Annotated in this window: 29 protein-coding genes; 3 read left to right on the forward strand and 26 right to left on the reverse strand. The window is 70.1% G+C overall.

Features of this window, described 5'->3' with window-relative positions; genetic code table 11:
* Nucleotides 1–162 precede the first annotated feature (162 nt).
* Nucleotides 163–1,170, forward strand: a complete 1,008-nt coding sequence (locus NI26_RS14810; RefSeq protein ID WP_066656989.1) for an ATP-binding cassette domain-containing protein — start codon at nucleotides 163–165, stop codon at nucleotides 1,168–1,170.
* Nucleotides 1,167–2,003 (forward strand): ABC transporter permease, encoded by an 837-nt coding sequence (locus tag NI26_RS14815; RefSeq protein WP_081985125.1) that lies wholly within the window; start codon nucleotides 1,167–1,169, stop codon nucleotides 2,001–2,003. The genes NI26_RS14810 and NI26_RS14815 overlap by 4 nt, the downstream gene beginning before the upstream one ends.
* A gap of 42 nt (nucleotides 2,004–2,045) precedes the next feature.
* On the opposite strand, the gene NI26_RS14820 is transcribed toward NI26_RS14815, so the two are convergent.
* The 8 genes from NI26_RS14820 to infA all read right to left on the reverse strand — a co-directional run bounded on the left by NI26_RS14820 (nucleotide 2,046) and on the right by infA (nucleotide 9,754).
* Entirely contained in the window at nucleotides 2,046–5,249 is a 3,204-nt protein-coding gene (locus NI26_RS14820) for a BTAD domain-containing putative transcriptional regulator (RefSeq protein ID WP_066656990.1), read from the reverse strand.
* A gap of 56 nt (nucleotides 5,250–5,305) precedes the next feature.
* A complete protein-coding gene (locus tag NI26_RS14825) occupies nucleotides 5,306–6,418 on the reverse strand; it encodes an FUSC family protein (RefSeq protein WP_144411391.1) in 1,113 nt (370 codons plus the stop codon).
* A gap of 170 nt (nucleotides 6,419–6,588) precedes the next feature.
* Nucleotides 6,589–7,146 (reverse strand): 50S ribosomal protein L17, encoded by a 558-nt coding sequence (rplQ, locus tag NI26_RS14830; protein WP_066656996.1) that lies wholly within the window; start codon nucleotides 7,144–7,146, stop codon nucleotides 6,589–6,591.
* Nucleotides 7,147–7,212: 66 nt separating this feature from the next.
* Nucleotides 7,213–8,208 carry a DNA-directed RNA polymerase subunit alpha gene (locus NI26_RS14835; protein WP_066656999.1) on the reverse strand — a complete coding sequence of 332 codons (996 nt, stop codon included), beginning with the start codon at nucleotides 8,206–8,208 and terminating at the stop codon, nucleotides 7,213–7,215.
* 205 nt (nucleotides 8,209–8,413) lie between these two features.
* Nucleotides 8,414–8,812 (reverse strand): 30S ribosomal protein S11, encoded by a 399-nt coding sequence (rpsK, locus tag NI26_RS14840; RefSeq protein ID WP_017885507.1) that lies wholly within the window; start codon nucleotides 8,810–8,812, stop codon nucleotides 8,414–8,416.
* Between the two features lie 9 nt (nucleotides 8,813–8,821).
* The gene (rpsM, locus tag NI26_RS14845; RefSeq protein ID WP_058728274.1) at nucleotides 8,822–9,196 is read right to left on the reverse strand and encodes a 30S ribosomal protein S13; all 375 of its coding nucleotides are present in this window, start codon (nucleotides 9,194–9,196) and stop codon (nucleotides 8,822–8,824) included.
* A gap of 149 nt (nucleotides 9,197–9,345) precedes the next feature.
* On the reverse strand, nucleotides 9,346–9,462 hold the full coding sequence (gene rpmJ, locus NI26_RS14850; RefSeq protein WP_022903266.1) for a 50S ribosomal protein L36: 117 nt from the start codon (nucleotides 9,460–9,462) through the stop codon (nucleotides 9,346–9,348).
* A gap of 70 nt (nucleotides 9,463–9,532) precedes the next feature.
* Nucleotides 9,533–9,754 carry a translation initiation factor IF-1 gene (gene infA, locus NI26_RS14855; RefSeq protein ID WP_017885509.1) on the reverse strand — a complete coding sequence of 74 codons (222 nt, stop codon included), beginning with the start codon at nucleotides 9,752–9,754 and terminating at the stop codon, nucleotides 9,533–9,535.
* Between the two features lie 285 nt (nucleotides 9,755–10,039).
* On the opposite strand from infA, the gene NI26_RS14860 reads away from it, so the two are divergent.
* Nucleotides 10,040–11,317: an LCP family protein gene (locus NI26_RS14860; protein WP_066657002.1), complete on the forward strand. Its 1,278-nt coding sequence runs from the start codon at nucleotides 10,040–10,042 to the stop codon at nucleotides 11,315–11,317.
* A 194-nt stretch (nucleotides 11,318–11,511) separates the two neighbouring features.
* Here the strand turns inward: NI26_RS14860 and map are convergent, their stop codons facing one another.
* The 18 genes from map to rpsS form a co-directional block, all read right to left on the reverse strand.
* Entirely contained in the window at nucleotides 11,512–12,291 is a 780-nt protein-coding gene (gene map, locus NI26_RS14865) for a type I methionyl aminopeptidase (protein ID WP_066658771.1), read from the reverse strand.
* A 59-nt stretch (nucleotides 12,292–12,350) separates the two neighbouring features.
* Nucleotides 12,351–12,941, reverse strand: coding sequence for an adenylate kinase (locus tag NI26_RS14870; protein ID WP_066657006.1), 591 nt, complete (start codon nucleotides 12,939–12,941; stop codon nucleotides 12,351–12,353).
* Nucleotides 12,938–14,260, reverse strand: coding sequence for a preprotein translocase subunit SecY (secY, locus tag NI26_RS14875; protein WP_066657008.1), 1,323 nt, complete (start codon nucleotides 14,258–14,260; stop codon nucleotides 12,938–12,940). Before secY ends, NI26_RS14870 begins: the two co-directional genes overlap by 4 nt.
* Before the next feature lie 146 nt (nucleotides 14,261–14,406).
* Nucleotides 14,407–14,871 carry a 50S ribosomal protein L15 gene (rplO, locus tag NI26_RS14880; RefSeq protein ID WP_066657012.1) on the reverse strand — a complete coding sequence of 155 codons (465 nt, stop codon included), beginning with the start codon at nucleotides 14,869–14,871 and terminating at the stop codon, nucleotides 14,407–14,409.
* Nucleotides 14,868–15,053: a 50S ribosomal protein L30 gene (gene rpmD / locus NI26_RS14885; RefSeq protein ID WP_031273241.1), complete on the reverse strand. Its 186-nt coding sequence runs from the start codon at nucleotides 15,051–15,053 to the stop codon at nucleotides 14,868–14,870. The genes rplO and rpmD overlap by 4 nt, the downstream gene beginning before the upstream one ends.
* Nucleotides 15,053–15,826 carry a 30S ribosomal protein S5 gene (rpsE, locus tag NI26_RS14890; protein WP_081985128.1) on the reverse strand — a complete coding sequence of 258 codons (774 nt, stop codon included), beginning with the start codon at nucleotides 15,824–15,826 and terminating at the stop codon, nucleotides 15,053–15,055. Before rpsE ends, rpmD begins: the two co-directional genes overlap by 1 nt.
* On the reverse strand, nucleotides 15,823–16,194 hold the full coding sequence (gene rplR, locus NI26_RS14895; protein WP_066657014.1) for a 50S ribosomal protein L18: 372 nt from the start codon (nucleotides 16,192–16,194) through the stop codon (nucleotides 15,823–15,825). The genes rpsE and rplR overlap by 4 nt, the downstream gene beginning before the upstream one ends.
* A gap of 2 nt (nucleotides 16,195–16,196) precedes the next feature.
* Complete coding sequence (rplF, locus tag NI26_RS14900) at nucleotides 16,197–16,733, reverse strand: 50S ribosomal protein L6 (protein WP_066657016.1); 537 nt, start codon at nucleotides 16,731–16,733, stop codon at nucleotides 16,197–16,199.
* A 6-nt stretch (nucleotides 16,734–16,739) separates the two neighbouring features.
* Nucleotides 16,740–17,138 (reverse strand): 30S ribosomal protein S8, encoded by a 399-nt coding sequence (gene rpsH / locus NI26_RS14905; protein ID WP_065960021.1) that lies wholly within the window; start codon nucleotides 17,136–17,138, stop codon nucleotides 16,740–16,742.
* 179 nt (nucleotides 17,139–17,317) lie between these two features.
* Nucleotides 17,318–17,908 carry a 50S ribosomal protein L5 gene (gene rplE, locus NI26_RS14910; RefSeq protein WP_066657018.1) on the reverse strand — a complete coding sequence of 197 codons (591 nt, stop codon included), beginning with the start codon at nucleotides 17,906–17,908 and terminating at the stop codon, nucleotides 17,318–17,320.
* Nucleotides 17,908–18,267 (reverse strand): 50S ribosomal protein L24, encoded by a 360-nt coding sequence (rplX, locus tag NI26_RS14915; RefSeq protein WP_066657021.1) that lies wholly within the window; start codon nucleotides 18,265–18,267, stop codon nucleotides 17,908–17,910. The genes rplE and rplX overlap by 1 nt, the downstream gene beginning before the upstream one ends.
* A gap of 3 nt (nucleotides 18,268–18,270) precedes the next feature.
* A complete protein-coding gene (rplN, locus tag NI26_RS14920; RefSeq protein WP_017885523.1) occupies nucleotides 18,271–18,639 on the reverse strand; it encodes a 50S ribosomal protein L14 in 369 nt (122 codons plus the stop codon).
* Nucleotides 18,640–18,670: 31 nt separating this feature from the next.
* On the reverse strand, nucleotides 18,671–18,955 hold the full coding sequence (rpsQ, locus tag NI26_RS14925) for a 30S ribosomal protein S17 (RefSeq protein ID WP_066657023.1): 285 nt from the start codon (nucleotides 18,953–18,955) through the stop codon (nucleotides 18,671–18,673).
* Nucleotides 18,955–19,272 carry a 50S ribosomal protein L29 gene (gene rpmC / locus NI26_RS17225; protein WP_058728265.1) on the reverse strand — a complete coding sequence of 106 codons (318 nt, stop codon included), beginning with the start codon at nucleotides 19,270–19,272 and terminating at the stop codon, nucleotides 18,955–18,957. Before rpmC ends, rpsQ begins: the two co-directional genes overlap by 1 nt.
* Nucleotides 19,272–19,691 (reverse strand): 50S ribosomal protein L16, encoded by a 420-nt coding sequence (gene rplP / locus NI26_RS14935; RefSeq protein WP_066657030.1) that lies wholly within the window; start codon nucleotides 19,689–19,691, stop codon nucleotides 19,272–19,274. The genes rpmC and rplP overlap by 1 nt, the downstream gene beginning before the upstream one ends.
* 2 nt (nucleotides 19,692–19,693) lie before the next feature.
* A complete protein-coding gene (gene rpsC / locus NI26_RS14940) occupies nucleotides 19,694–20,500 on the reverse strand; it encodes a 30S ribosomal protein S3 (protein WP_066657031.1) in 807 nt (268 codons plus the stop codon).
* The gene (gene rplV, locus NI26_RS14945; protein ID WP_056121420.1) at nucleotides 20,500–20,892 is read right to left on the reverse strand and encodes a 50S ribosomal protein L22; all 393 of its coding nucleotides are present in this window, start codon (nucleotides 20,890–20,892) and stop codon (nucleotides 20,500–20,502) included. Before rplV ends, rpsC begins: the two co-directional genes overlap by 1 nt.
* 25 nt (nucleotides 20,893–20,917) lie before the next feature.
* Nucleotides 20,918–21,199, reverse strand: a complete 282-nt coding sequence (gene rpsS, locus NI26_RS14950; RefSeq protein ID WP_017885529.1) for a 30S ribosomal protein S19 — start codon at nucleotides 21,197–21,199, stop codon at nucleotides 20,918–20,920.
* Between the last annotated feature and the right edge of the window lie 3 nt (nucleotides 21,200–21,202).

A 21,202-nucleotide genomic window follows, 5' to 3' on the forward strand; every position in this document is an offset into this window, starting at 1 on the left:
GGCCTCCCGTCCGGCCCCGCCGACGACGACGACCGCCCGTACCCGCCGACGGCGACGGGCAGCCCCGCTGACGGCGACCGTGCGCCGGTGTCAGCGCCACGTCAGTGCCGCGTGAGCGGCCGGCGGCACGATCGTCCCGACATCGACGAAAGGACCTGTGCGATGACCACCACACCACTCGCCGTCGAGGCGACCGGCCTCGTCAAGACGTTCGGCAGCAACCGTGCCGTGGACGGGGTCGACCTCCGCGTCGAGGCCGGCACGGTCTACGGCGTGCTCGGCCCGAACGGCGCCGGCAAGACGACCACCATCTCGATGCTCGCGACCCTGCTGCGGCCGGACGGCGGCGAGGCCCGCGTCTTCGGGCACGACGTCCGCCGCGAGCCGCAGACGGTCCGCTCCCTGATCGGGGTGACGGGGCAGTACGCGAGCGTCGACGAGACGCTCAGCGCCACCGAGAACCTCGTCATCTTCGCGCGGCTGCTCGGGCTCTCCCGCACCGACGCGAAGCGCAAGGCGGTCGAGCTGCTCGAGCGCTTCGGGCTGTCCGAGGCCGCGTCGCGTCCGCTCAAGAAGTTCTCCGGGGGCATGCGCCGCCGGCTCGACCTGGCCGCGAGCCTCATCGCGCAGCCGCCGCTCATCTTCCTCGACGAGCCGACGACCGGCCTCGACCCCCGCACCCGGGCGCAGATGTGGGACACGATCCGCGAGCTCGTCGCGACCGGGTCGACCGTCCTGCTCACGACGCAGTACCTCGACGAGGCCGACCAGCTCGCCGACCGCATCGCCGTCATCGACCACGGACGTGTCGTGGCCGAGGGCACCGCGGACGAGCTGAAGTCCTCGGTCGGCACGGCCTCGCTGCAGCTCCGTCTGGCGGACGCGGATGCGGACGCCCTCGCGACCGCGGCGTCGCTCGTCGAGCGCGTGCTCGGCACCCCGGCGGTCGTCAGCCCGGAGGGCGCGCGGCTCACCGCCCCGATGACGGCGCCCGACCGGGTCACCGACCTGCTCGTGTCGTTCCGCGACGCGGGCGTCTCCCTCGCCGAGATGAGCGTGCAGAAGCCGACCCTCGACGAGGTCTTCCTCACCATCACCGGCTCACCGACGTCCGCGGACGCCGACGCCGACACCGAGTCCGAGCGCGCGCTCGAAGGGAGCCCCGCATGACCACCTTCGCCCCGACCCCCACCACCACGTCCTCGCCCCGCGTGACCCCCCGACCCGGGATCGGCGGCACCGGCCTGGCCGCCACCGTCCGCCAGTCGTTCACGATGGCGTACCGCGGACTCGTGAAGATCCGCCGGACCCCCGAGCAGCTGTTCGACGTCACGCTCATGCCGATCGTCTTCACGGTGATGTTCACGTACATCTTCGGCGGCGCGATCTCCGGCGACGTCGGCAGCTACCTGCCCGTGATCATCCCCGGCATCCTCGTGCAGACGGCGATCACGTCGTCGGTCGTCACCGGCGTGCAGCTCCGCGAGGACATGGACAAGGGCGTGTTCGACCGGTTCCGGTCGCTCCCGATCGCCCGGATCGCCCCGCTCGCCGGGGCCCTGCTCGCCGACACCGTCCGCTACGCCATCGCGACGACGATCACGTTCGTGGTGGGCATCGTCATGGGGCTGCGTCCCGCCGGCGGACTCGGCGCCGTGCTCCTCGCGGCGCTGCTCGTCATCGTGGTGGCGTGGGCGATCAGCTGGGTCTTCGCGTACTTCGGGGTCATCGCCCGGACCGCGTCGAGCGTCTCCGGCATCGCGAACCTCGTGCTGTTCCCGCTGACGTTCCTGTCGAACGCCTTCGTCCCGACCGACACGCTGCCCGCCTGGCTGCGCTGGTTCACCGAGGTCAACCCGGTCTCGCACCTCATCACCGCGGTGCGCGACCTGGTGAACCACGGCGTGGTCGGCGGCGACCTCTGGCTGAGCCTGCTCGGCGCGGCCGTGGTCGTCGCGGTGTTCGCCCCGCTGACGGTCCGCGCGTACATGCGGAAGGCCTGACGGTCCGGGCGACCGTCCGGGAGCGGACGGCCCGGACGCCGGTCAGCCGGGCAGGCGAGCGTCCTCGAGCACGCGCCGCACCCACGAGACGGCCTCGGTCCGGTCCCTGCCGGCCGCGGCCGTCTCGGCGTCGGCGAGCGCCGGCTCCCCCACGGCCTCGGCGAGCAGCGGTCGCAGCCGGGCGTGCGCGAGCACCGCGAAGTCCTGCCGCGAGCCGATCCGCGTGAGCGTGCCCCAGCACGCGGCAGCCGTGTCCGGACGTCCGGTGCGCGCGTACGCGATCGCGAGCCCGGCGAGTGCCGTCCCGATGACGGGCACGTCCCGGCGGGCCTGGCGGAGCCGCAGCTGCACGAGGGTGCCGACACGGATCCGGCGGGCGACAGCCAGTTCGGCTGCCGGGAGGCCCGGGGCCGCGCCGTCGGTCCGGCCCGCGCCCGCCTCGTCCACCGCCGCGATGCGTGCCGCCCCCGCCGTCAGCGCCCAGTGCGCGGCGGGTCCGCGACCGGGCTGCACGACGTCCCAGGCCGCGGCGTACGCCGCCGCGGCCCCGGCGAGGTCGCCCTCGTACCGCGCGCACTCGGCGGTGATCGCGACCGCGAGCACGGCGATCAGCCCGCGGTCGTCGAACCCGCCGCGGCCGCCGTCGGGCCGGTGCCGCAGGTCTGCTGCGACGGCACGTGCACGGTCGACGTCGCCGGTCGCGGCCGAGGCGAGACCGACGGTCCACCCGATCTCGTACAGGTCGTCCTCCGCCCCGAACAGCTCGAGGTCCTCCCGGGCGGTGACGGCGGCGGCGAGGGACTCCCGGTACCGCCCGGACTGCGCGAGCAGCTGAGTCAGCGTGACCGCGACGGTGCCCGTGGTCCAGGCCTCTCCGGTCGTCCGTGCCAGCTCCTCCGCACGCCGGATGTACCGCAGCGCCCCGGCCGGGTCGCCGTCGTTCTCGGCCAGCGGCGCGCTGAGCAGGTGGCCGAGCAGGGCGACCGCGGGCTCCCGGTGGGCACGCAGCCGTGCCAGCTCGGCGGAGCCCTGCTCGGGTCGCGGCAGGGCGAGCAGGAGCCCGGCGAGCGCGTCGACGACCGGGTCCTCGGCACGCCCGGAGCGGTGCAGCTCCCGGAGTCCGCTGATCGCCCGGGCGGTGGTGCGGAGGTCGGTGAACACCGCGGTCGCACCGCACATCACGAGGCCGATCACCGTCGCGGTGCGGTCGGCCGGCGCCGGCACGCGCGACCGCAGCGCCGCGACGACGTCGGGTGCGGTCGCGGCGACCTCGCGGTGCAGCCCGCGGAGCGTCCAGTACCCGCCGAGGGCCGCGAAGACCTGCGCCACCGTCGGCACGTCGTCGGCGCGGATCGCCCAGCGCAGCAGGGTGACGAGCGTGTCGGCCTCGCGGCGGACCTCGGTGAACGCGACGAGCTGCGCCGGACCCCGCAGTGCGAACAGGTTGCGCGCTGCCGACAGCTCCCGGCCCCACGCGGTCATGGCCGCCCGCACGGCCTCGGTGGTGCCCCGCGCCGCCAGGCGTGCGGCGCCGAACTCGCGCACGGTCTCGAGCAGTCGGTAGCGGACCGGCTCCCCCTCGACCTCGACGAGCTGCACGAGGGACTGTTCCACCAGGTCGGCGAGGTCGTCGAGCGCGTCCCACCGCCGTCCGGGCTCCGCCACCGACTCGACGGCCTCGACCGCGACACCGTCGGGGAACAGTGCGAGGCGGGTCAGCAGGTCCTGGGCGCCCTCGTCGAGCAGCCGCCAGCTCCACTCGATGACGGCGAGCAGGGTGCGGTGCCGTTCGGGAGCGCTCCGGTCACCACCGCGCAGCAGGGCGAAGCGGTCGTCGAGCCGCCGTTCGACCTCGTCGACCGACATCCCCCGGATGCGGGCGGCGGCGAGCTCGATGGCGAGCGGCGACCCGTCGAGTCGGGTGCAGATCCTGCGCACCGCGTCCACGGGCAGCACCGCACCGGGCCGAGCGGCACGGGCGCGTTCGGTGAACAGCCGGACCGCCGCGCCGTCGGCCTCGACCGGCAGCGGTCCGAGGGGTGCGACGACCTCGCCCGCGATGGCGAGCGGTGCCCGGGACGTCGTGAGCACCCGCAGGCCGGGCACGGCGGCGAGCAGGTCGGCCGTGCAGCGGGCCACGGCCTGCAGCAGGTGCTCGCAGTTGTCGAGCACGAGCACCGTCGGTCCGTCGTCGAGGGCACGCACCACCCGGCCCCACAGGTCGGTGACGACCGCGTCCTGCAGCATGCGCGCCGTCCGGACCTCGGTGATCCCGAGCAGTGCGCCGAGGGCAGGCAGCAGGTCCTCGCCGTCGTCGATCGGTGCGAGCTCGCAGACGACGACGCCCGTGGTCGGGGGCAGCGCGGCGGCGACGGCCTGCGCCAGACGCGTCTTGCCGAGTCCGCCCGGGCCGAGCACCGTGACCAGGCGGTGCTCGTCGAGCGACCGGGACACCGTCGCGACGTCGTCCTGCCGCCCGACGAGCTCGTTCGGCGCGACCCGGAGCCCGGTCCGCCGGACCGGGTGGTCGGTCGCGGACGCCGACCGACGCAGGAGCTCGGCGTTCAGCCGCACGAGCTCCGCGGACGGATCGGCCCCGAGTCCGTCCGCCAGCCGTCCGCGGTGCGCGGCGAACACCGCGAGTGCCTCCGGGGTCCGCCCGTCGACGTCGAGGGCGCGCATCGCTCCGCCGACCGCCGTGTCGTCGAAGGGCGCCGCGTCGACCTCGGCGAGCCAGGTGGTCGCAGCAGCGGCGGCGTCGCCGTCCTCGAGCAGCAGGACGGCGAGCCGCCGACGCAGGGCGTGCTCGACCGCGGCCGCGCGGTCGGCGAGCGCCGAGCCCAGGTCCCCGTCGACGTCCGCACCCGGTGCGCCCCGCCACCGGCCGAGCGCTCCCCGCACCGCTGCGGTGTCGGGTGCGTGCACGGCCCGCTCCGCGGCGACGAGGTCGACGTCCGCCGGGTCGCCACCGAGCGCGTACCCCGTGCTGGTCGACACGACGAGACCGTCCGCCGTCGTCCGGCGCAGTCGGGAGACCAGGGTCTGCAGGGCCGCCCGGGCGCCCCTCGGCCGGTCCGCACCCCAGAGCTCGTCGATCAGTGCCTCGGTGCCGAGTGCACGGCCGGGTGCGAGCACCAGCGCGGTCAGGAACGACCGCGCGAGTGCACCGGGAACGGCGACCGCGGCACCGTCCGGGCCCGCCACCGTCACCGGTCCGAGGACGGCGACACGGGACGCGACGGGCACCCTCGGAGTCTACGGACGACCGGTACCGGAGCGCGACGCCACTGCGGGGCGGGACCTCAACCGCGTCGTCCCGAGGGCCCGGTCTCGGTGTCGACGTCGGCGGTCGCCCGCTTCTCGGACTCGAGCACCCCGCGCAGCGCGACGATCGCGCTGGAGGTCACCGTCACCTGCGACGGGTCCGCGTCACTGGCGTCGATGGCGCGCTCGAGGTCGGCGATCGACTCGTCCGCCCCGTCCTCCTCGCAGTCACCGCGAACCACGCAGGCGACCTTCCGGAGCGCGGCCGCGAAGGGTCCTGCGAACGCCGGGTCCGGCCGCCCGATGTTCTCCGCGACCGGACCCGAACGGGCGACCAGCTCGGTGAGGTCGGTCGTGTACCAGGCGACGCGCTCGAGCGCCCGGAAGCGCGCGCCGTCGGTCTGCAGGCGCGCACGCGGCCCCCGCAGCACGCTCCGGGGGTTCATCCGGCGCGCCTCCTGCGCAGTCGAGACGCGGTCCCGCACCTCGGCGATCGCCTTGTCCAGCCGCTCCTGCTGGCGGTCCCAGGCACCGGTGTCCGGCTCGCCCTCGTCGAGCACGTCCGCCAGGTCGTCGAGCTGCTGCGCGAGCACGGCGTTCACCTGGTCGATGCGGCGCTCGGCGTCCCAGAAGTGCAGCGGCGGGACCACGGCGAAGTTCACCGCGAGCCCGATGCCGATGCCGATCGCCATCTGCACGACGTACGCGAACGAGTAGCCCTCCGCGTTGCCGCCGCCGATGAGGAGCACGAAGAGCGCCGCCATCGGCACCCACGAGTACCCCTCGCCCAGGATCCGGAAGCCCGAGACGAGCACCCCGAGGCCGACGACGAGCGCGACCGCGATGACCCCGGGATCGCCGATGAGCATCGTGAACCCGGCGATCAGGATGCCGAGCGTGATGCCGACCAGCGTCTGGACGCCGGCCCGGATCCCCGCGAAGACGGTCGTGCGCATCGCGACGATCGCACCGAGCGGTGCGTAGTACGGGTACTCCGCGGCGACGCCCGGCGCGTACTTCGCCAGGGTCCACGCGATCGTGGCGGCCAGCGCGGCCTTGCCGGCCAGCAACAACCGCGGCTGGGTGCCGGAGTCCCGACTCCACCGCCACAGACGGCGCCCTGCGCCGGTGATCCGTTCCGCTCTCGCCATGTCGCGATCACCGTACGGCGGCGACGCTGGGAGCGGACGCGGGTGCGCTCCGGACGGGAGGCTCGTGGCGGCCCCGCCCCGCGCCTCCCGTCCGTCGCCACGCCGTCCGCGGGGACGACGGAACCCCCCGCGACGTGGGTCGCGGGGGGTTCCGTGTGGTGGTGCTGGACCTACTTGGCGTCGTCCGACTTCGCCTCGGCGTCGGCCTCGACCTCGGCGGCAGCCGGGGTCTCGGTCTCGGCCTCGACGGGAGCGGACTCCTCGGTCGTCTCCGTGGACTCGACCGGGGTCTCCTCGGCCGGGGTCTCCTCGGCCGAGGCGGCAGCAGCCGGGGCCGCGTCGCGCTTGACCGGGGCCGGCGTGCTCGACACCGGCTCGAGGACGAGCTCGATCGAGGCGAGCGGCGCGTTGTCACCCTTGCGGAAGCCGAGCTTCGTGATGCGGGTGTAGCCGCCCTGACGGTCCTCGACCTGCGGGGCGATCTCCGTGAACAGCGTGTGCACGACGGACTTGTCGCGCAGCTGGGCGATCACACGACGACGCGCGTGCAGGTCGCCACGCTTCGCGAACGTGATGAGACGCTCGGCGACGGGACGCAGGCGCTTGGCCTTCGTCTCGGTGGTCGTGATGCGACCGTGCGTGAAGAGGGCGTTGGCGAGGTTGCTCAGGAGCAGGCGCTCGTGGGCGGGGCCGCCACCGAGGCGGGGGCCCTTGGTGGGCTTCGGCATGTCAGTTCTCCAGTGGTGATGGTGGTGCGCACCGACTCATCGGTGCGCGTGCGCGTGAGCGCGAGGTCAGTTGTTGGACTCGTCCTCGTCGTACCCGCTGTAGAAGTGGGCGCCGTCGAATCCGGGGACGGTGTCCTTGAGGGACAGGCCGAGCTCGGTGAGCTTGTCCTTGACCTCGTCCACCGACTTCTGACCGAAGTTGCGGATGTTCATGAGCTGCGTCTCCGACAGGGCGACGAGCTCGGACACCGTGTTGATGCCCTCCCGCTTGAGGCAGTTGTAGCTGCGCACCGACAGGTCGAGGTCCTCGATCGGGGTCTGCAGCTCGTTCGAGAGCACCGCGTCGACCGGCGCGGGGCCGATCTCGATGCCCTCGGCCGCCGTGTTCAGCTCGCGGGCGAGACCGAACAGCTCGACCAGCGTGCGACCGGCCGACGCGATGGCGTCGCGCGGCGTGATCGCCGGCTTCGACTCGACGTCGACGACCAGGCGGTCGAAGTCCGTGCGCTCACCGGCACGCGTCGCCTCGACGCGGTAGGTGACCTTGAGGACCGGCGAGTAGATCGAGTCGATCGGGATCTGCCCGGCCTCGCTGAACTCCGAACGGTTCTGGGTCGCCGAGACGTAGCCGCGGCCACGCTCGATCGTCAGCTCCAGCTCGAAGCGCGCGGTGTCGTTCAGGGTCGCGATGACGAGGTCCGGGTTGTGGATCTCGACGCCGGCCGGGGCGGAGATGTCCGCCGCGGTGACCTGACCGGCACCCTGCTTGCGCAGGTACGCGGTGATCGGCTCGTCGTGCTCGCTGGAGACGACGAGGCTCTTGATGTTGAGGATGATCTCGGTGACGTCTTCCTTGACACCGGGGACGGTGCTGAACTCGTGGAGGACGCCGTCGATGCGGATGCTGGTGACAGCCGCGCCGGGGATCGAGGAGAGGAGCGTGCGGCGCAGCGAGTTGCCGAGGGTGTAACCGAAGCCCGGCTCGAGCGGCTCGATGACGAAGCGCGAGCGGTGCTCGGAGATCGACTCCTCGGTCAGGGTGGGGCGCTGTGCAATGAGCACTGTGGGATTCCTTTCGGCGGAGTGTCCGCTATATGACACTCGGCGGTACGACGGGACCGACCGGGCCCCGACGGGTCTGTTGAGTTGTGATCACGCGCAGCGCGGGGCCGGGAGGGCCCGACGTACGCGATCGAACGACCAGGAATGGCCGGCCCCGCTCGCCCCGGTCAGGGGACGAGCGGGGAACGGCCGGTTGCTCCTCGCGTCAGACGCGGCGACGCTTCGGCGGGCGGCAGCCGTTGTGCGCCTGCGGGGTGACGTCGTTGATCGAGCCGACCTCGAGGCCAGCGGCCTGGAGCGAACGGATCGCGGTCTCGCGACCCGAGCCCGGGCCCTTGACGAAGACGTCGACCTTCTTGACGCCGTGCTCCTGCGCCTGACGCGCAGCGGACTCGGCGGCGAGCTGCGCCGCGAACGGCGTCGACTTGCGCGAACCCTTGAAGCCCACGGCACCCGAGGACGCCCAGCTGAGGACGGCACCCGACGGGTCGGTGATGCTGACGATGGTGTTGTTGAACGTGCTCTTGATGTGGGCCTGGCCCACGGCGACGTTCTTCTTCTCCTTGCGACGCGGCTTGCGCGCGGCAGTCTTGGGGGTAGCCATGATGATCTCCTATCGGGCCTTCTTCTTGCCTGCCACGGTGCGCTTCGGTCCCTTGCGGGTACGCGCGTTGGTCTTGGTGCGCTGACCACGCACCGGGAGACCACGACGGTGGCGGAGACCCTCGTAGCTACCGATCTCGACCTTGCGGCGGATGTCGGCGGCGACCTCGCGGCGGAGGTCACCCTCCACCTTGAAGTTGCCCTCGATGAAGTCACGGAGGGCGACGAGCTGGTCGTCGGTCAGGTCCTTGACGCGGATGTCACCGGAGATACCGGTCTCGGCGAGTGCCTGGACCGCGCGGGTACGGCCGACGCCGTAGATGTACGTGAGTGCGATCTCCACGCGCTTCTCGCGCGGGATGTCGACGCCTGCTAGACGTGCCATGTTCTGGCTGCTCCTGTTTTCGGTGGAGGTGTGGCGCAGTACCGGTGCCCGGGCCTCCGCCCCGAGGTGTCCCCCCGCCGACGACCGAGGTCAGTGGCGGAGTTCTGGTACTGCGTGTTCAGTGTTGAGTTGTGGGTCCTGCTGGGAGCTCAGCCCTGGCGCTGCTTGTGGCGCGGGTTGCTCTTGCAGATCACCATGACGCGGCCCTTGCGGCGGATGACACGGCAGTGCTCGCAGATGGGCTTGACGCTGGGGTTGACCTTCATGATTGCTTCCTGTTGCTCGCTGGCTTCGTGCCCGGCGGGTTCGCCGAGCCGTTCCTTTCCAGCTCGCGGATCACTTGTAGCGGTAGACGATCCGGCCGCGGGTCAGGTCGTACGGGCTCAGCTCCACGATCACGCGGTCCTCGGGGAGGATGCGGATGTAGTGCTGGCGCATCTTCCCGGAGATGTGCGCGAGGACCTTGTGTCCGTTGGTCAGCTCAACGCGGAACATCGCGTTGGGCAGAGCTTCGAGCACCGAGCCTTCGATCTCGATGACGCCGTCTTTCTTGGCCATAGCCTCACTGTCGCTTGGTTGGATTACCGGTGTGATCCCCGAGCCGGTCTGCGGGTCGGGCGCCACGCCGAAGGGCATGACACACCAAAGATCAACCCTATGCGATCAGGCGCAGATTGCCAAGTGCCGGTCGGGCCGCGACCCTCCGTCTGGGGCTCGCCGTCCGGAGCTGAACGGTCCACAGTGGATCAGCGGCCGCTTCCGAGGTCCGGAACGGGCCCGTCGCCGTAGCCTGGCCGTCGCTGAACCCCGGACGCCCGCGCCGGAGAACCGATCGGAGACCACGTGCCTGACGCGCCCCGCCGCCCCCTCGCCCGTCACGGTCGACTGCCGCGCCGTCGCGGATGGGGCACGCTGCTGGGGTTCGTCGCGGCCACGGTCGCCGTCGTCCTGGTCAGCGGCACGAGCGTCGCGGCGATCGCCGGCGCACAGCTCGCCGCGGCACCGCACACGGTCGAGCTCAGCACCGACGACCAGAACACCGCGAAGACCGCCGACATCACGGCGATGCAGGGCGGCGCGAACATCCTGCTCCTCGGCAGCGACACCCGCGTCGGGCAGTTCGACTCGGACGAGAACGTCGAGGGCGCCCGGAACGACGTGACGATCCTCGTCCACATCTCGCAGGACCACCAGCAGCTCACGGCCGTCAGCTTCCCCCGCGACCTCAAGGTCCCGATCCCGGCGTGCACGAACCCCGAGACGGGCACCTCGTACCCGGCCGTGGACAGCGAGCTCATCAACGAGTCCCTCGGGCACGGTGGGATCTCCTGCGCCGTGGACACGGTCGAGAACCTGACCGGGCTGACGATCCCCTACGCCGGACTCATCACCTTCGACGGTGTGATCGAGATGTCGAACGCCGTGGGCGGCGTCGACGTCTGCGTCGCGAAGCCCATCGACGACTCGTACACCGGCCTGCAGCTCTCGGCCGGTCAGCACACCCTCGCCGGCCAGGACGCGCTCGCGTTCCTGCGCAGCCGGCACGGCGTCGGTGACGGCAGCGACCTCGCGCGCATCAGCTCCCAGCAGGTCTTCCTGTCCGCCCTGCTCCGGAAGGTCACCTCGGACGGCACCCTGTCGAACCCGGTGACCCTCTACAAGCTGGCCGGTGCGGCGCTGTCGAACATGACGCTCTCCGACGGCCTGGCGCAGACCCGCACCCTCGTCGGACTCGCCTCGACCCTGCGGGGCATGAGCACCTCGGACATGCTGTTCGTGCAGTACCCGGTCGTCGACGACCCCTCCGACACCGCGCACGTGCTCGTCGACGAGGCGGCGGCGCACGACCTCAACGTCGTGCTGCAGCAGGACCGCAAGACCTCGCTGAGCGACTCGTCCACCGGCCGGGCGTCGGAGGAGTCCCCGACCGCGGCGGGCACCCCGGGGAGCGACGCGCCGGCGTCCGACGCGCCGGCCGCGGGGGACGATGCGGCGAGCGGAGCTGCGACCGGGACGCCCACGGGTACGGCGACCGCTGCCGGGACGCCGACGGCGACCCCGCTGCCCTCGAGCATCTCCGGTCAGTCGGCGTCCGAGCAGACCTGCACCGTCGGGAACTGAGCGCGTCGGGGACTGAGCGCGTCGGGGACTGAACCCGTCGGGAACTCAGCCCGTCGGGGACCGGCGCGGTCGCGCGCGGAGCGGTCCCGGCGTCGGCCCGGCCATCGACGTGGCCGGGCCGGTGCGCGGAGTCGCACCGCGCCTCCCGGCCGACCTCGCGGTCACCGGTCACGGACCGGACGCGTCCGGACGCCCTACGGAACGGGGACGGGCGTGACGCCGAGCGGCACGAGGCCGGAGGCGCCGCCGTCCGATGCGGTGAGCACCCAGATGCCGTCGGCGTGCACGGCCACCGAGTGCTCCCAGTGCGCCGCGTCGGAACCGTCGAGGGTCCTGATCGTCCAGTCGTCGTCGTCCGTGGAGCTGTCGATCGTCCCGGCCGTCACCATCGGTTCGATCGCCACGACCAGACCGGGCCGGACCGCCGGACCGGCACCGCGGACCCGGTAGTTGAAGACGGGCGGGTCCTCGTGCATCGACCGGCCGATCCCGTGCCCCGTGAAGTCCTCGACGATGCCCCAGGCGCCCGTCTCGTCGATGGCGTCCTCGATCACCGCGCCCACCTCGTTGAGGTTCCGTGCGTGTGCGAGCGCCGCGATGCCGTGCCAGAGCGAGCGCTCCGTGGTGTCGCAGAGCATCTGGCGCGCCGCCGTCACGGGAGCGTCGCCGCCGGGGAGCACCGTCGTGAAGGCGCTGTCACCGTTCCACCCGTCGACCTCTGCACCGGCGTCGACCGAGACGATGTCGCCCGGCTCGAGTACGCGTTCGCCGGGGATCCCGTGGACGATCTCGTCGTTCACGGACACGCACAGGGTGTGCCGGTAGCCCGGGACGAGCTGGAAGTTCGGGACGCCACCGCCCTCGCGGATCGTCCGCTCGGCGATCGCGTCGAGCTCGCCCGTGGTGACGCCCGGGCGGATCGCAGCACGGACCGCGACGAGCGCGGCCTCGGTGAGCAGTCCGGGACGGACCATCGCGCGGAGCTCCTCCGGCGACTTGTAGATCGAGGGCTTGCGACGACGCACGAGGGGTGTCAGACGCCCGCGGTGAGGCCGCGCGAGCTGAGCGCCGCCTGGATGCGGTCCCCGACCTCGTCGATGCCGCCGAGGCCGTCCACGTCGACCACGAGACCGCGCTCGGCGTACGCCGCGACGATCGGCGCGGTCTGCTCCGTGTAGACCTCCTGGCGACGCCGGATGGTCTCCTCGTTGTCGTCGCTGCGCCCCTGGTCCTCGGCGCGCTTCAGGAGCCGCGCGACGAGCGCGTCCTGGTCGGCGACGAGCTGCACGACGGCGTCGATCGCGGCGCCCTGCTCCGCGAGCAGCGCGTCGAGGTACTCGACCTGGCCCACCGTGCGGGGGTAGCCGTCGAGCAGGAAGCCCTGCTCGGCGTCCGGCTCGGCGAGGCGCGACTTGACGAGCTCGTTCGTCAGTTCGTCGGGGACGTAGTTCCCCGCGTCCATGATCGCCTTGGCCTGCACGCCCAACGGTGTGCCGTCGGAGACGTTCTTGCGGAAGATGTCACCCGTGGAGATCGCGGGGACGCCGAAGCCCTCGGCGATGCGACCGGCCTGGGTGCCCTTCCCGGCTCCGGGAGGTCCGACGATGATGAGGCGTGCGCTCAACGGAGAAGCCCTTCGTAGTGACGTTGCTGCAGCTGCGAGTCGATCTGCTTCACGGTCTCGAGACCGACACCCACGATGATGAGGATGCTCGCGCCGCCGAACGGGAAGTTCTGGTTCGCGCCGAACAGCGCCAGTGCTGCCAGCGGGATGAGCGCGATGAGACCGAGGTAGAGCGAGCCGGGCAACGTCACCCGGGTCAGGACGAAGTCGAGGTACTCGGCCGTCGGACGGCCGGCCCGGATGCCCGGGATGAAGCCGCCGTACTTCTTCATGTTGTCGGCGACCTCTTCGGGGTTGAAGGTGATCGCGACGTAGAAGTACGTGAACCCGACGATGAGCAGGAAGTACAGGACCATGTAGAACCAGTTGTCACCCGAGGTCAGGTTGTTCTGGATCCAGGTCACCCAGGCGGCCGGCTCCGAGCCGTCCGAGGGCTGGTTGAACTGCGCGACCAGGGCCGGCAGGTACAGCAGCGACGAGGCGAAGATGACGGGCACGACGCCGGCCATGTTCACCTTGATCGGGATGTAGGTGTTGTTGCCGCCGTAGGTGCGGCGCCCGACCATGCGCTTGGCGTACTGCACCGGGATGCGTCGCTGCGACTGCTCGACGAAGACGACGGCCATCATGATGACCAGACCGACGAGGATGACGAACAGGAAGAGCTCGAAGGACTGCGACTGCTCGATCGCCCACAGGGCCGACGGGAACTGCGCGGCGATGGACGTGAAGATGAGCAGCGACATGCCGTTGCCGATGCCGCGCTCGGTGACGAGCTCGCCCATCCACATGATCAGGCCGGTACCGGCGGTCAGCGTGACGACCATGAGCATGATCGCGTACCAGCTGTCGTTCGAGATGATCGACGAGCAGGACGCCGACGCGTTCGTGCCGAAGAGGGCACCCGAGCGCGCGACCGTGATGAGGGTGGTCGACTGCAGGACACCGAGCGCGATGGTGAGGTAGCGCGTGTACTGCGTCAGCTTCGCCTGGCCGGACTGGCCCTCCTTGTAGAGGGCGTCGAAGTGCGGGATCACCACGCGCAGGAGCTGCACGATGATCGACGACGTGATGTACGGCATGATGCCGAGCGCGAAGACCGACAGCTTCAGCAGCGCGCCGCCGGAGAAGAGGTTGATGAGGTCGTAGAGCCCACCCGAGGAGCCGGCGCTCGCCAGGCAGCTCTGCACGGCGGCGTAGTCGACGAACGGCGCGGGGATGTACGACCCGAGACGGAACAGCGCGATGATCGCGAGGGTGAAGCCGATCTTCTTGCGAAGATCTGGGGTGCGCATGATGCGCGCGACCGCTCTGAACACGAGGACTCCGAACTTCTGGGACCGGCGACCCGATCGGGGTCTTCACGGTGTCGATCGGCAGCGCCGACCTGGCCGACGGACGTCAGCCACTGTCAAGGAAACCGTAACGGCGGCCCGTGCGCAAACGCACGGGCCGCCGACGGGGGTTACTGGGAGACGGTTCCGCCAGCAGCCACGATCTTCTCGGCGGCGGACGCCGAGACCTTGTCGACCGAGACCGTGAGCTTCACGCTGATGTCACCCTGACCGAGAACCTTGACCTTCTCGTTCTTGCGGACGGCGCCCTTGGCGACCAGGTCCGCGACGGTGACGTCGCCACCGTTGGGGTAGAGCTCCGCGATCTTGTCCAGGTTCACGACCTGGTACTCGACGCGGAACGGGTTCTTGAACCCGCGGAGCTTCGGGGTGCGCATGTGCAGCGGCATCTGCCCACCCTCGAAGCCGACCTTGACCTGGTAACGAGCCTTCTGGCCCTTGGTACCACGGCCGGCGGTCTTGCCCTTCGAGCCCTCACCACGGCCGACACGGGTGCGGTCCTTCTTGGAACCGGCAGCCGGACGGAGGTGGTGCAGCTTCAGCACCTGGACCCGCTCGTTCTTCTCGTCGCTCATGCGTCGACCTCCTCGACCTTCACGAGGTGCGCCACCGTCGCGATGTACCCGCGGTTCTGGGCGTTGTCCTCACGCAGGACCGTACGGCCGATGCGCTTGAGGCCCAGGCTGCGCAGGGTGTCGCGCTGGTACTGCTTCTCGCTGATAACGGACTTCGTCTGCGTGATCTTCAGCATCGCCATCACGCACCTGCCTTCTCGGTCGCGGCACGCAGCGCCGCAGCCTCGGCGTGGAGCAGACGGGCCGGGACGACCCGGTCGACGTCGAGGCCACGACGGCTCGCGACCGCGCGGGGCTCCTCGAGCTGCTGCAGCGCCTCGACGGTCGCGTGCACGATGTTGATGGTGTTCGACGAGCCGAGCGACTTGCTCAGGACGTCGTGGATGCCGGCGCACTCGAGCACGGCGCGGACCGGACCACCGGCGATGACACCGGTACCGGCAGCGGCCGGACGCAGGAGCACGACACCGGCAGCGGCCTCACCCTGCACCGGGTGCGGGATGGTGTTGCCGACGCGCGGGACGCGGAAGAAGTTCTTCTTCGCCTCCTCGACCCCCTTCGAGATCGCGGTGGGGACTTCCTTCGCCTTGCCGTAGCCGACACCGACGAGGCCGTTGCCGTCACCCACGACGACGAGCGCCGTGAAGCTGAAGCGACGACCACCCTTGACGACCTTCGACACGCGGTTGATGGTCACCACGCGCTCGAGGAACTGGCTGTCGCCACCGCGGTTGTTGCGGTCACGACCCTGCTGACGGTCACGCCCGCCACCACGACGGCCGCGCTGGTCGGCGTTGTCACGGTTGTTCGACGCGGAGCCCGCGGCGGTCTCGACCGGACGCTCGGCGACGGCAGGGGCTTCCGCTTCCTTGCCGGCCGCGGCCTTGGCGACGGTCTCCGTCGCAGCAGCGGTCTCGGTCTCGGCCGCTTCGTTGTTGTTCGCGATGTCGCTCACAGGTTCAGCCCTCCTTCACGGGCACCATCGGCGATCGCGGCGACGCGACCGGCGTACTTGCTCCCACCGCGGTCGAAGACCACGGCCTCGACGCCAGCGGCCTTCGCACGCTCGGCGACGAGCTCGCCGATGCGACGGGCCTTGGCCGTCTTGTCGCCGTCGAACGAACGGAGGTCGGCCTCCATCGTCGACGCGCTGGCCAGGGTGTGGCCCTTCGCGTCGTCGATGACCTGGACGAACACGTGACGCGACGAACGGGTGACGGCGAGACGCGGACGCGCCTCGGTGCCGGTGATCTTCTTGCGGAGACGGTTGTGACGGCGCGCCTTGGCGGCCGACTTGCTCTTTCCTCGGATACCGAGAGCCATGATCACTTACCTGACTTTCCGGCCTTGCGGCGCACGATCTCGCCCGCGTAGCGGACACCCTTGCCCTTGTAGGGCTCGGGCTTGCGCAGCTTGCGGATGTTGGCAGCCACCTCGCCGACGGCCTGCTTGTCGATGCCCGACACGGTGAGCTTGTTGTTGCCCTCGACGGCGAAGCTGATGCCCGCCGGCGGCTCGACCGTGATGGGGTGGGAGTAGCCGAGCGCGAACTCGACGTTGCTGCCCTTCGCCGCGACGCGGTAACCGGTACCGACGACCTCGAGGCCCTTGGAGTAGCCCTGGGTCACGCCGACGATGTTGTTCGCGATGAGGGTGCGGGTCAGGCCGTGCAGCGCACGCGAGCTGCGCTCGTCGTCCGGACGGGTGACGAGGACCTGGTTCTCCTCGACCTTGGCCTGGATGGGCTCTGCGACGGTGAGCGCGAGCTCGCCCTTCGGGCCCTTGACCGCGACGGTCTGGCCGTCGATGGCGACGGTCACACCCGCGGGGATGTCAATGGGAAGACGTCCGATTCGAGACATTGTCGATCACCACACGTAGGCGAGGACTTCCCCACCCACGCCCTTCTGCTCGGCTTCACGGTCGGTGAGCAGTCCCGACGAGGTCGAGAGGATCGCCACGCCGAGGCCACCGAGGACCTGGGGGAGCTCCGTCGACTTCGCGTAGACCCGGAGACCGGGCTTCGAGACGCGCTTGATGCCGGCGATCGAACGCTCGCGCTCGGGGCCGTACTTCAGGTCGATCGTGAGGGTCTGCCCGACGCGGGCGTCCTCGATCTTCCACTCGCTGATGTAGCCCTCGCGCTTGAGGATCTCGGCGATGTTCTTCTTCAGCTTGGAGCTGGGGAGCGAGACGGCGTCGTGGTGCGCCGAGTTCGCGTTCCGCAATCTGGTCAGCATGTCTGCGACCGGATCGGTCATCGTCATGATGGTCGTCCATTCTTCGCCTGGTTTCGACACCCGTTCCACGAATGCCGACCTGAGCGATCGGGTGGTCTCCGAGCGGATCCCGGAGACCTGGGGGCCGGCGGCTGTCGCCGTCGGCCGGTGTTCGTGCGTGCGGGCCGGAGGACGTGAATCCTCCGGCCCGCAGCGCCCGGACTAGCTTAGACCGTCTGGTCGGCCGAACGGAACGGGAAGCCGAGCTGGCGGAGCAGCGCGCGGCCCTCGTCGTCCGTCTTCGCGGTGGTCACGACGGTGATGTCGAAGCCACGCACGCGGTCGATGCGGTCCTGGTCGATCTCGTGGAACATCGACTGCTCCGTGAGACCGAACGTGTAGTTGCCGTTGCCGTCGAACTGCTTGTCGCTGAGCCCGCGGAAGTCGCGGATGCGGGGCAGTGCGAGGGTGACGAGGCGGTCGATGAACTCCCACGCGCGGTCACCACGGAGGGTGACGTGCGCGCCGATGGCCTGACCCTCACGCAGCTTGAACTGCGCGATGGACTTGCGGGCCTTCGTCACGACCGGCTTCTGACCCGTGATCGCCGTGAGGTCCTTGACGGCCCCCTCGATGACCTTCGAGTCACGAGCTGCTTCACCGACACCGGTGTTCACGACGACCTTGACCAGGCCGGGGACCTGGTTGACGTTCGCGTACCCGAACTGCTCGGTGAGGGCAGCCTTGATCTCGTTCTTGTACTTCTGCTTGAGGCGCGGCTCGACCTTGGTCTCCGGCGCGGCAGTCGTGTCGGTCATCAGAGCTTCTCACCCGACTTCTTGGCGTAGCGGACGCGGACGGTCTTCTTGACGCCGTCCTTCTCCACCTCTTCGATGCGGAAGCCGACGCGGGTCGGCTTCTTGGTCTTCGGGTCGACGATGGCGACGTTCGACACGTGGATCGGAGCCTCGTGCTGCTCGACGCCACCGGTCTTCGACCCGCGCTGCGTCTGGCCGACGCGGACGTGCTTCGTGACGAAGTTCACGCCCTCGACGACGACACGGTTCTTGTCCTTGAGGACCTCGATGACCTTGCCCTGCTTGCCACGGTCGCCGCCACGCTCCTGCTTGGCTCCCGTGATGACCTGGACGAGGTCACCCTTCTTGATGTTCGCCATGGCTTACAGCACCTCCGGCGCGAGCGAGATGATCTTCATGAACTTCTTGTCACGGAGCTCACGACCGACCGGCCCGAAGATGCGCGTACCGCGCGGGTCGCCGTCGGCCTTGAGGATCACTGCCGCGTTCTCGTCGAACTTGATGTAGGAGCCGTCCTGACGACGGGTCTCCTTCTTGGTGCGAACGATGACCGCCTTGACGACGTCACCCTTCTTCACGTTGCCGCCGGGGATGGCGTCCTTCACCGTGGCGACGATGACGTCACCGAGGCCGGCGTAGCGACGACCCGAGCCACCGAGCACGCGGATGGTCAAGATCTCCTTGGCACCCGTGTTGTCGGCGACCTTCAGGCGGGATTCCTGCTGAATCACTGCTGTCTCCTATTCCGAAGCAGGCCGGGGCCTACTTGGCCTTCTCGAGGATCTCGACCAGGCGCCAGCGCTTGGAGGCGCTGAGGGGACGGGTCTCGCTGATCACGACGAGGTCGCCGACACCGGCGGTGCCGAGCTCGTCGTGCGCCTTCACCTTGGACGTGCGACGGATGATCTTGCCGTAGAGCGCGTGCTTCACGCGGTCCTCGACCTCGACCACGATGGTCTTGTCCATCTTGTCGCTCGTCACGTAGCCGCGACGCGTCTTGCGGTAGCCGCGGGTCGAGGCGGCGGAGTTGTTCTCTTCGTTCGCCATCAGTTCTCCTCGGCGGTAGCGGCCTCGGTCGACTCGGCGGGCTTGTCAGCCTTCTTCGTCTTCTTGGCCTTGGTGGCGGTCTCGACGGGCGCGGGGGTGGCACGGATGCCGAGCTCGCGCTCACGGAGGACCGTGTAGATGCGTGCGATGTCGCGCTTGACGGCGCGGAGACGACCGTGGCTCTCCAGCTGGCCGGTGGCCGACTGGAAGCGGAGGTTGAAGAGTTCCTCCTTGGCCTTCTTCAGCTCGTCAGCGAGACGCTCGTTCTCGAAGGTGTCGAGCTCCGTCGGACGGAGCTCCTTGGAACCGATCGCCATTATGCGTCGCCCTCCTCGCGCTTGATGATGCGTGCCTTGAGGGGCAGCTTGTGGATTGCACGGGTCAGCGCCTCACGGGCGATGTCCTCGCTGACGCCGGAGAGCTCGAAGAGCACACGACCCGGCTTGACGTTGGCGACCCACCACTCGGGCGAGCCCTTACCGGAACCCATGCGGGTCTCAGCCGGCTTCTTGGTGAGCGGGCGGTCCGGGTAGATGTTGATCCAGACCTTGCCGCCACGCTTGATGTGACGCGTCATGGCGATACGAGCGGACTCGATCTGACGGTTGGTCACGTAGGCGGGCGTGAGCGCCTGGATACCGAAGTCGCCGAACGACACCTTGGTGCCGCCCGTCGCCTGGCCCGAACGCTTCGGGTGGTGCTGCTTGCGGTGCTTGACTCGACGGGGGATAAGCATGGTTACGCCTCAACTCCTGCGCCGGCCGGCGCGTCCTGCGGAGCCTGCTGCTGACGGCCGCCGCGGTCGCCGCCACGGCGGTCCCCACGGTCGCCGCGCTCGCCACGCGGGCCGCCACGACGCTCGGGGCGCGACGAACGCTGGTTCGCCTGCTCGCGAGCGAGCTCCTTGTTCGTGATGTCGCCCTTGTAGATCCAGACCTTCACGCCGATGCGGCCGAACGTGGTCCGGGCCTCGTAGAAGCCGTAGTCGATGTTCGCGCGGAGCGTGTGCAGGGGCACGCGGCCCTCGCGGTAGAACTCCGAGCGGGACATCTCGGCGCCGCCGAGACGGCCCGACACCTGGATGCGGACACCCTTGGCGCCGGCACGCTGTGCACCCTGCAGGCCCTTGCGCATGGCGCGACGGAACGCGACACGAGCGGAGAGCTGCTCGGCGATGCCCTGCGCGACGAGCTGGGCCTCGGTCTCGGGGTTCTTGACCTCGAGGATGTTGAGCTGGATCTGCTTCTTGGTGAGCTTCTCGAGCTCGCCACGGACGCGCTCCGCCTCGGCGCCACGGCGACCGATGACGATGCCCGGACGCGCGGTGTGGATGTCCACGCGGACGCGGTCACGGGTGCGCTCGAGCTCGATGCGGGCGACACCGGCGCGGTCGAGGGTCTTCTTCAGGTACTCGCGCACCTTGATGTCCTCGGCCACGTAGTCGGCGTAGCGCTGACCGGCCTTCGTGCTGTCGGTGAACCAGTGCGAGACGTGGTCCGTCGTGATCCCGAGACGGAAGCCGTACGGGTTGACCTTCTGGCCCATTACTTGCTCGCCTTCTTGCTCGTCGCGGCAGCCTCGGCCTCGTCCGGCGTCGCGAGGACGACCGTGATGTGGCTGGTGCGCTTGTTGATGCGGAAGGCGCGGCCCTGGGCACGCGGCTGGAACCGCTTCAGGGTCGTGCCCTCGTCGACGAAGACGCGGCTCACGTAGAGGTCGCGCTCGTCGAGGAAGCTGTTCGTCGAGTCCGCCTTGACACGTGCGTTCGCGATCGCCGAGGCGACCAGCTTGTACACGGGCTCCGAAGCGCCCTGGGGGGCGAACTTCAGGATGGCGAGGGCCTCGTGGGCCTGCTTGCCGCGGATCAGCTCGATGACGCGACGGGCCTTCTGAGGCGTGACGCGGATGTGTCGCACGCGTGCGATCGACTCCACCATTTCGTTCCTCCTCTGCGTCGCCGCGTTAGCGGCGACGGCCCTTCTTGTCGTCCTTCACGTGACCACGGAAGGTGCGGGTCGGCGCGAACTCGCCGAGCTTGTGACCGACCATCGACTCGGTGACGAACACCGGGATGTGCTTGCGGCCGTCGTGCACGGCGATCGTGTGTCCGAGCATGTTCGGGACGATCATCGAGCGACGCGACCAGGTACGGATCACGTTCTTGGTGTTGGCCTCGTTCTGCGTGACGACCTTGCGGAGCAGGTGCTCGTCGACGAAGGGGCCCTTCTTCAGACTGCGTGGCATCTT

This window comes from Curtobacterium sp. MR_MD2014, from assembly GCF_000772085.1.
GTDB lineage: Bacteria > Actinomycetota > Actinomycetes > Actinomycetales > Microbacteriaceae > Curtobacterium.

Excerpts from the sequence above, each read along its gene's own strand:
- NI26_RS14815 (WP_081985125.1), top strand. The coding sequence starts at position 1,167 with ATGACCACCTTCGCCCCGACCCCCACCACCACGTCCTCGCCCCGCGTG.
- infA (WP_017885509.1), bottom strand. The coding sequence starts at position 9,754 with ATGGCCAAGAAAGACGGCGTCATCGAGATCGAAGGCTCGGTGCTCGAA.
- rpsM (WP_058728274.1), bottom strand. The coding sequence starts at position 9,196 with ATGGCACGTCTAGCAGGCGTCGACATCCCGCGCGAGAAGCGCGTGGAG.
- rpsQ (WP_066657023.1), bottom strand. The coding sequence starts at position 18,955 with ATGGCGAACGAAGAGAACAACTCCGCCGCCTCGACCCGCGGCTACCGC.
- NI26_RS14810 (WP_066656989.1), top strand. The coding sequence starts at position 163 with ATGACCACCACACCACTCGCCGTCGAGGCGACCGGCCTCGTCAAGACG.
- rplR (WP_066657014.1), bottom strand. The coding sequence starts at position 16,194 with ATGGCTCTCGGTATCCGAGGAAAGAGCAAGTCGGCCGCCAAGGCGCGC.
- rpsC (WP_066657031.1), bottom strand. The coding sequence starts at position 20,500 with ATGGGCCAGAAGGTCAACCCGTACGGCTTCCGTCTCGGGATCACGACG.
- rplX (WP_066657021.1), bottom strand. The coding sequence starts at position 18,267 with ATGGCGAACATCAAGAAGGGTGACCTCGTCCAGGTCATCACGGGAGCC.
- rpsS (WP_017885529.1), bottom strand. The coding sequence starts at position 21,199 with ATGCCACGCAGTCTGAAGAAGGGCCCCTTCGTCGACGAGCACCTGCTC.
- rplE (WP_066657018.1), bottom strand. The coding sequence starts at position 17,908 with ATGACCGACACGACTGCCGCGCCGGAGACCAAGGTCGAGCCGCGCCTC.
- rpsH (WP_065960021.1), bottom strand. The coding sequence starts at position 17,138 with ATGACGATGACCGATCCGGTCGCAGACATGCTGACCAGATTGCGGAAC.
- rpmC (WP_058728265.1), bottom strand. The coding sequence starts at position 19,272 with ATGGCGATCGGTTCCAAGGAGCTCCGTCCGACGGAGCTCGACACCTTC.
- rplO (WP_066657012.1), bottom strand. The coding sequence starts at position 14,871 with ATGAGCGACGAGAAGAACGAGCGGGTCCAGGTGCTGAAGCTGCACCAC.
- NI26_RS14825 (WP_144411391.1), bottom strand. The coding sequence starts at position 6,418 with ATGGCGAGAGCGGAACGGATCACCGGCGCAGGGCGCCGTCTGTGGCGG.
- rpmD (WP_031273241.1), bottom strand. The coding sequence starts at position 15,053 with ATGGCGATGCTGAAGATCACGCAGACGAAGTCCGTTATCAGCGAGAAG.
- map (WP_066658771.1), bottom strand. The coding sequence starts at position 12,291 with ATGGTCCGTCCCGGACTGCTCACCGAGGCCGCGCTCGTCGCGGTCCGT.
- rplF (WP_066657016.1), bottom strand. The coding sequence starts at position 16,733 with ATGTCTCGAATCGGACGTCTTCCCATTGACATCCCCGCGGGTGTGACC.
- rplP (WP_066657030.1), bottom strand. The coding sequence starts at position 19,691 with ATGCTTATCCCCCGTCGAGTCAAGCACCGCAAGCAGCACCACCCGAAG.
- rplV (WP_056121420.1), bottom strand. The coding sequence starts at position 20,892 with ATGGTGGAGTCGATCGCACGCGTGCGACACATCCGCGTCACGCCTCAG.
- rpmJ (WP_022903266.1), bottom strand. The coding sequence starts at position 9,462 with ATGAAGGTCAACCCCAGCGTCAAGCCCATCTGCGAGCACTGCCGTGTC.
- rplQ (WP_066656996.1), bottom strand. The coding sequence starts at position 7,146 with ATGCCGAAGCCCACCAAGGGCCCCCGCCTCGGTGGCGGCCCCGCCCAC.
- rpsK (WP_017885507.1), bottom strand. The coding sequence starts at position 8,812 with ATGGCTACCCCCAAGACTGCCGCGCGCAAGCCGCGTCGCAAGGAGAAG.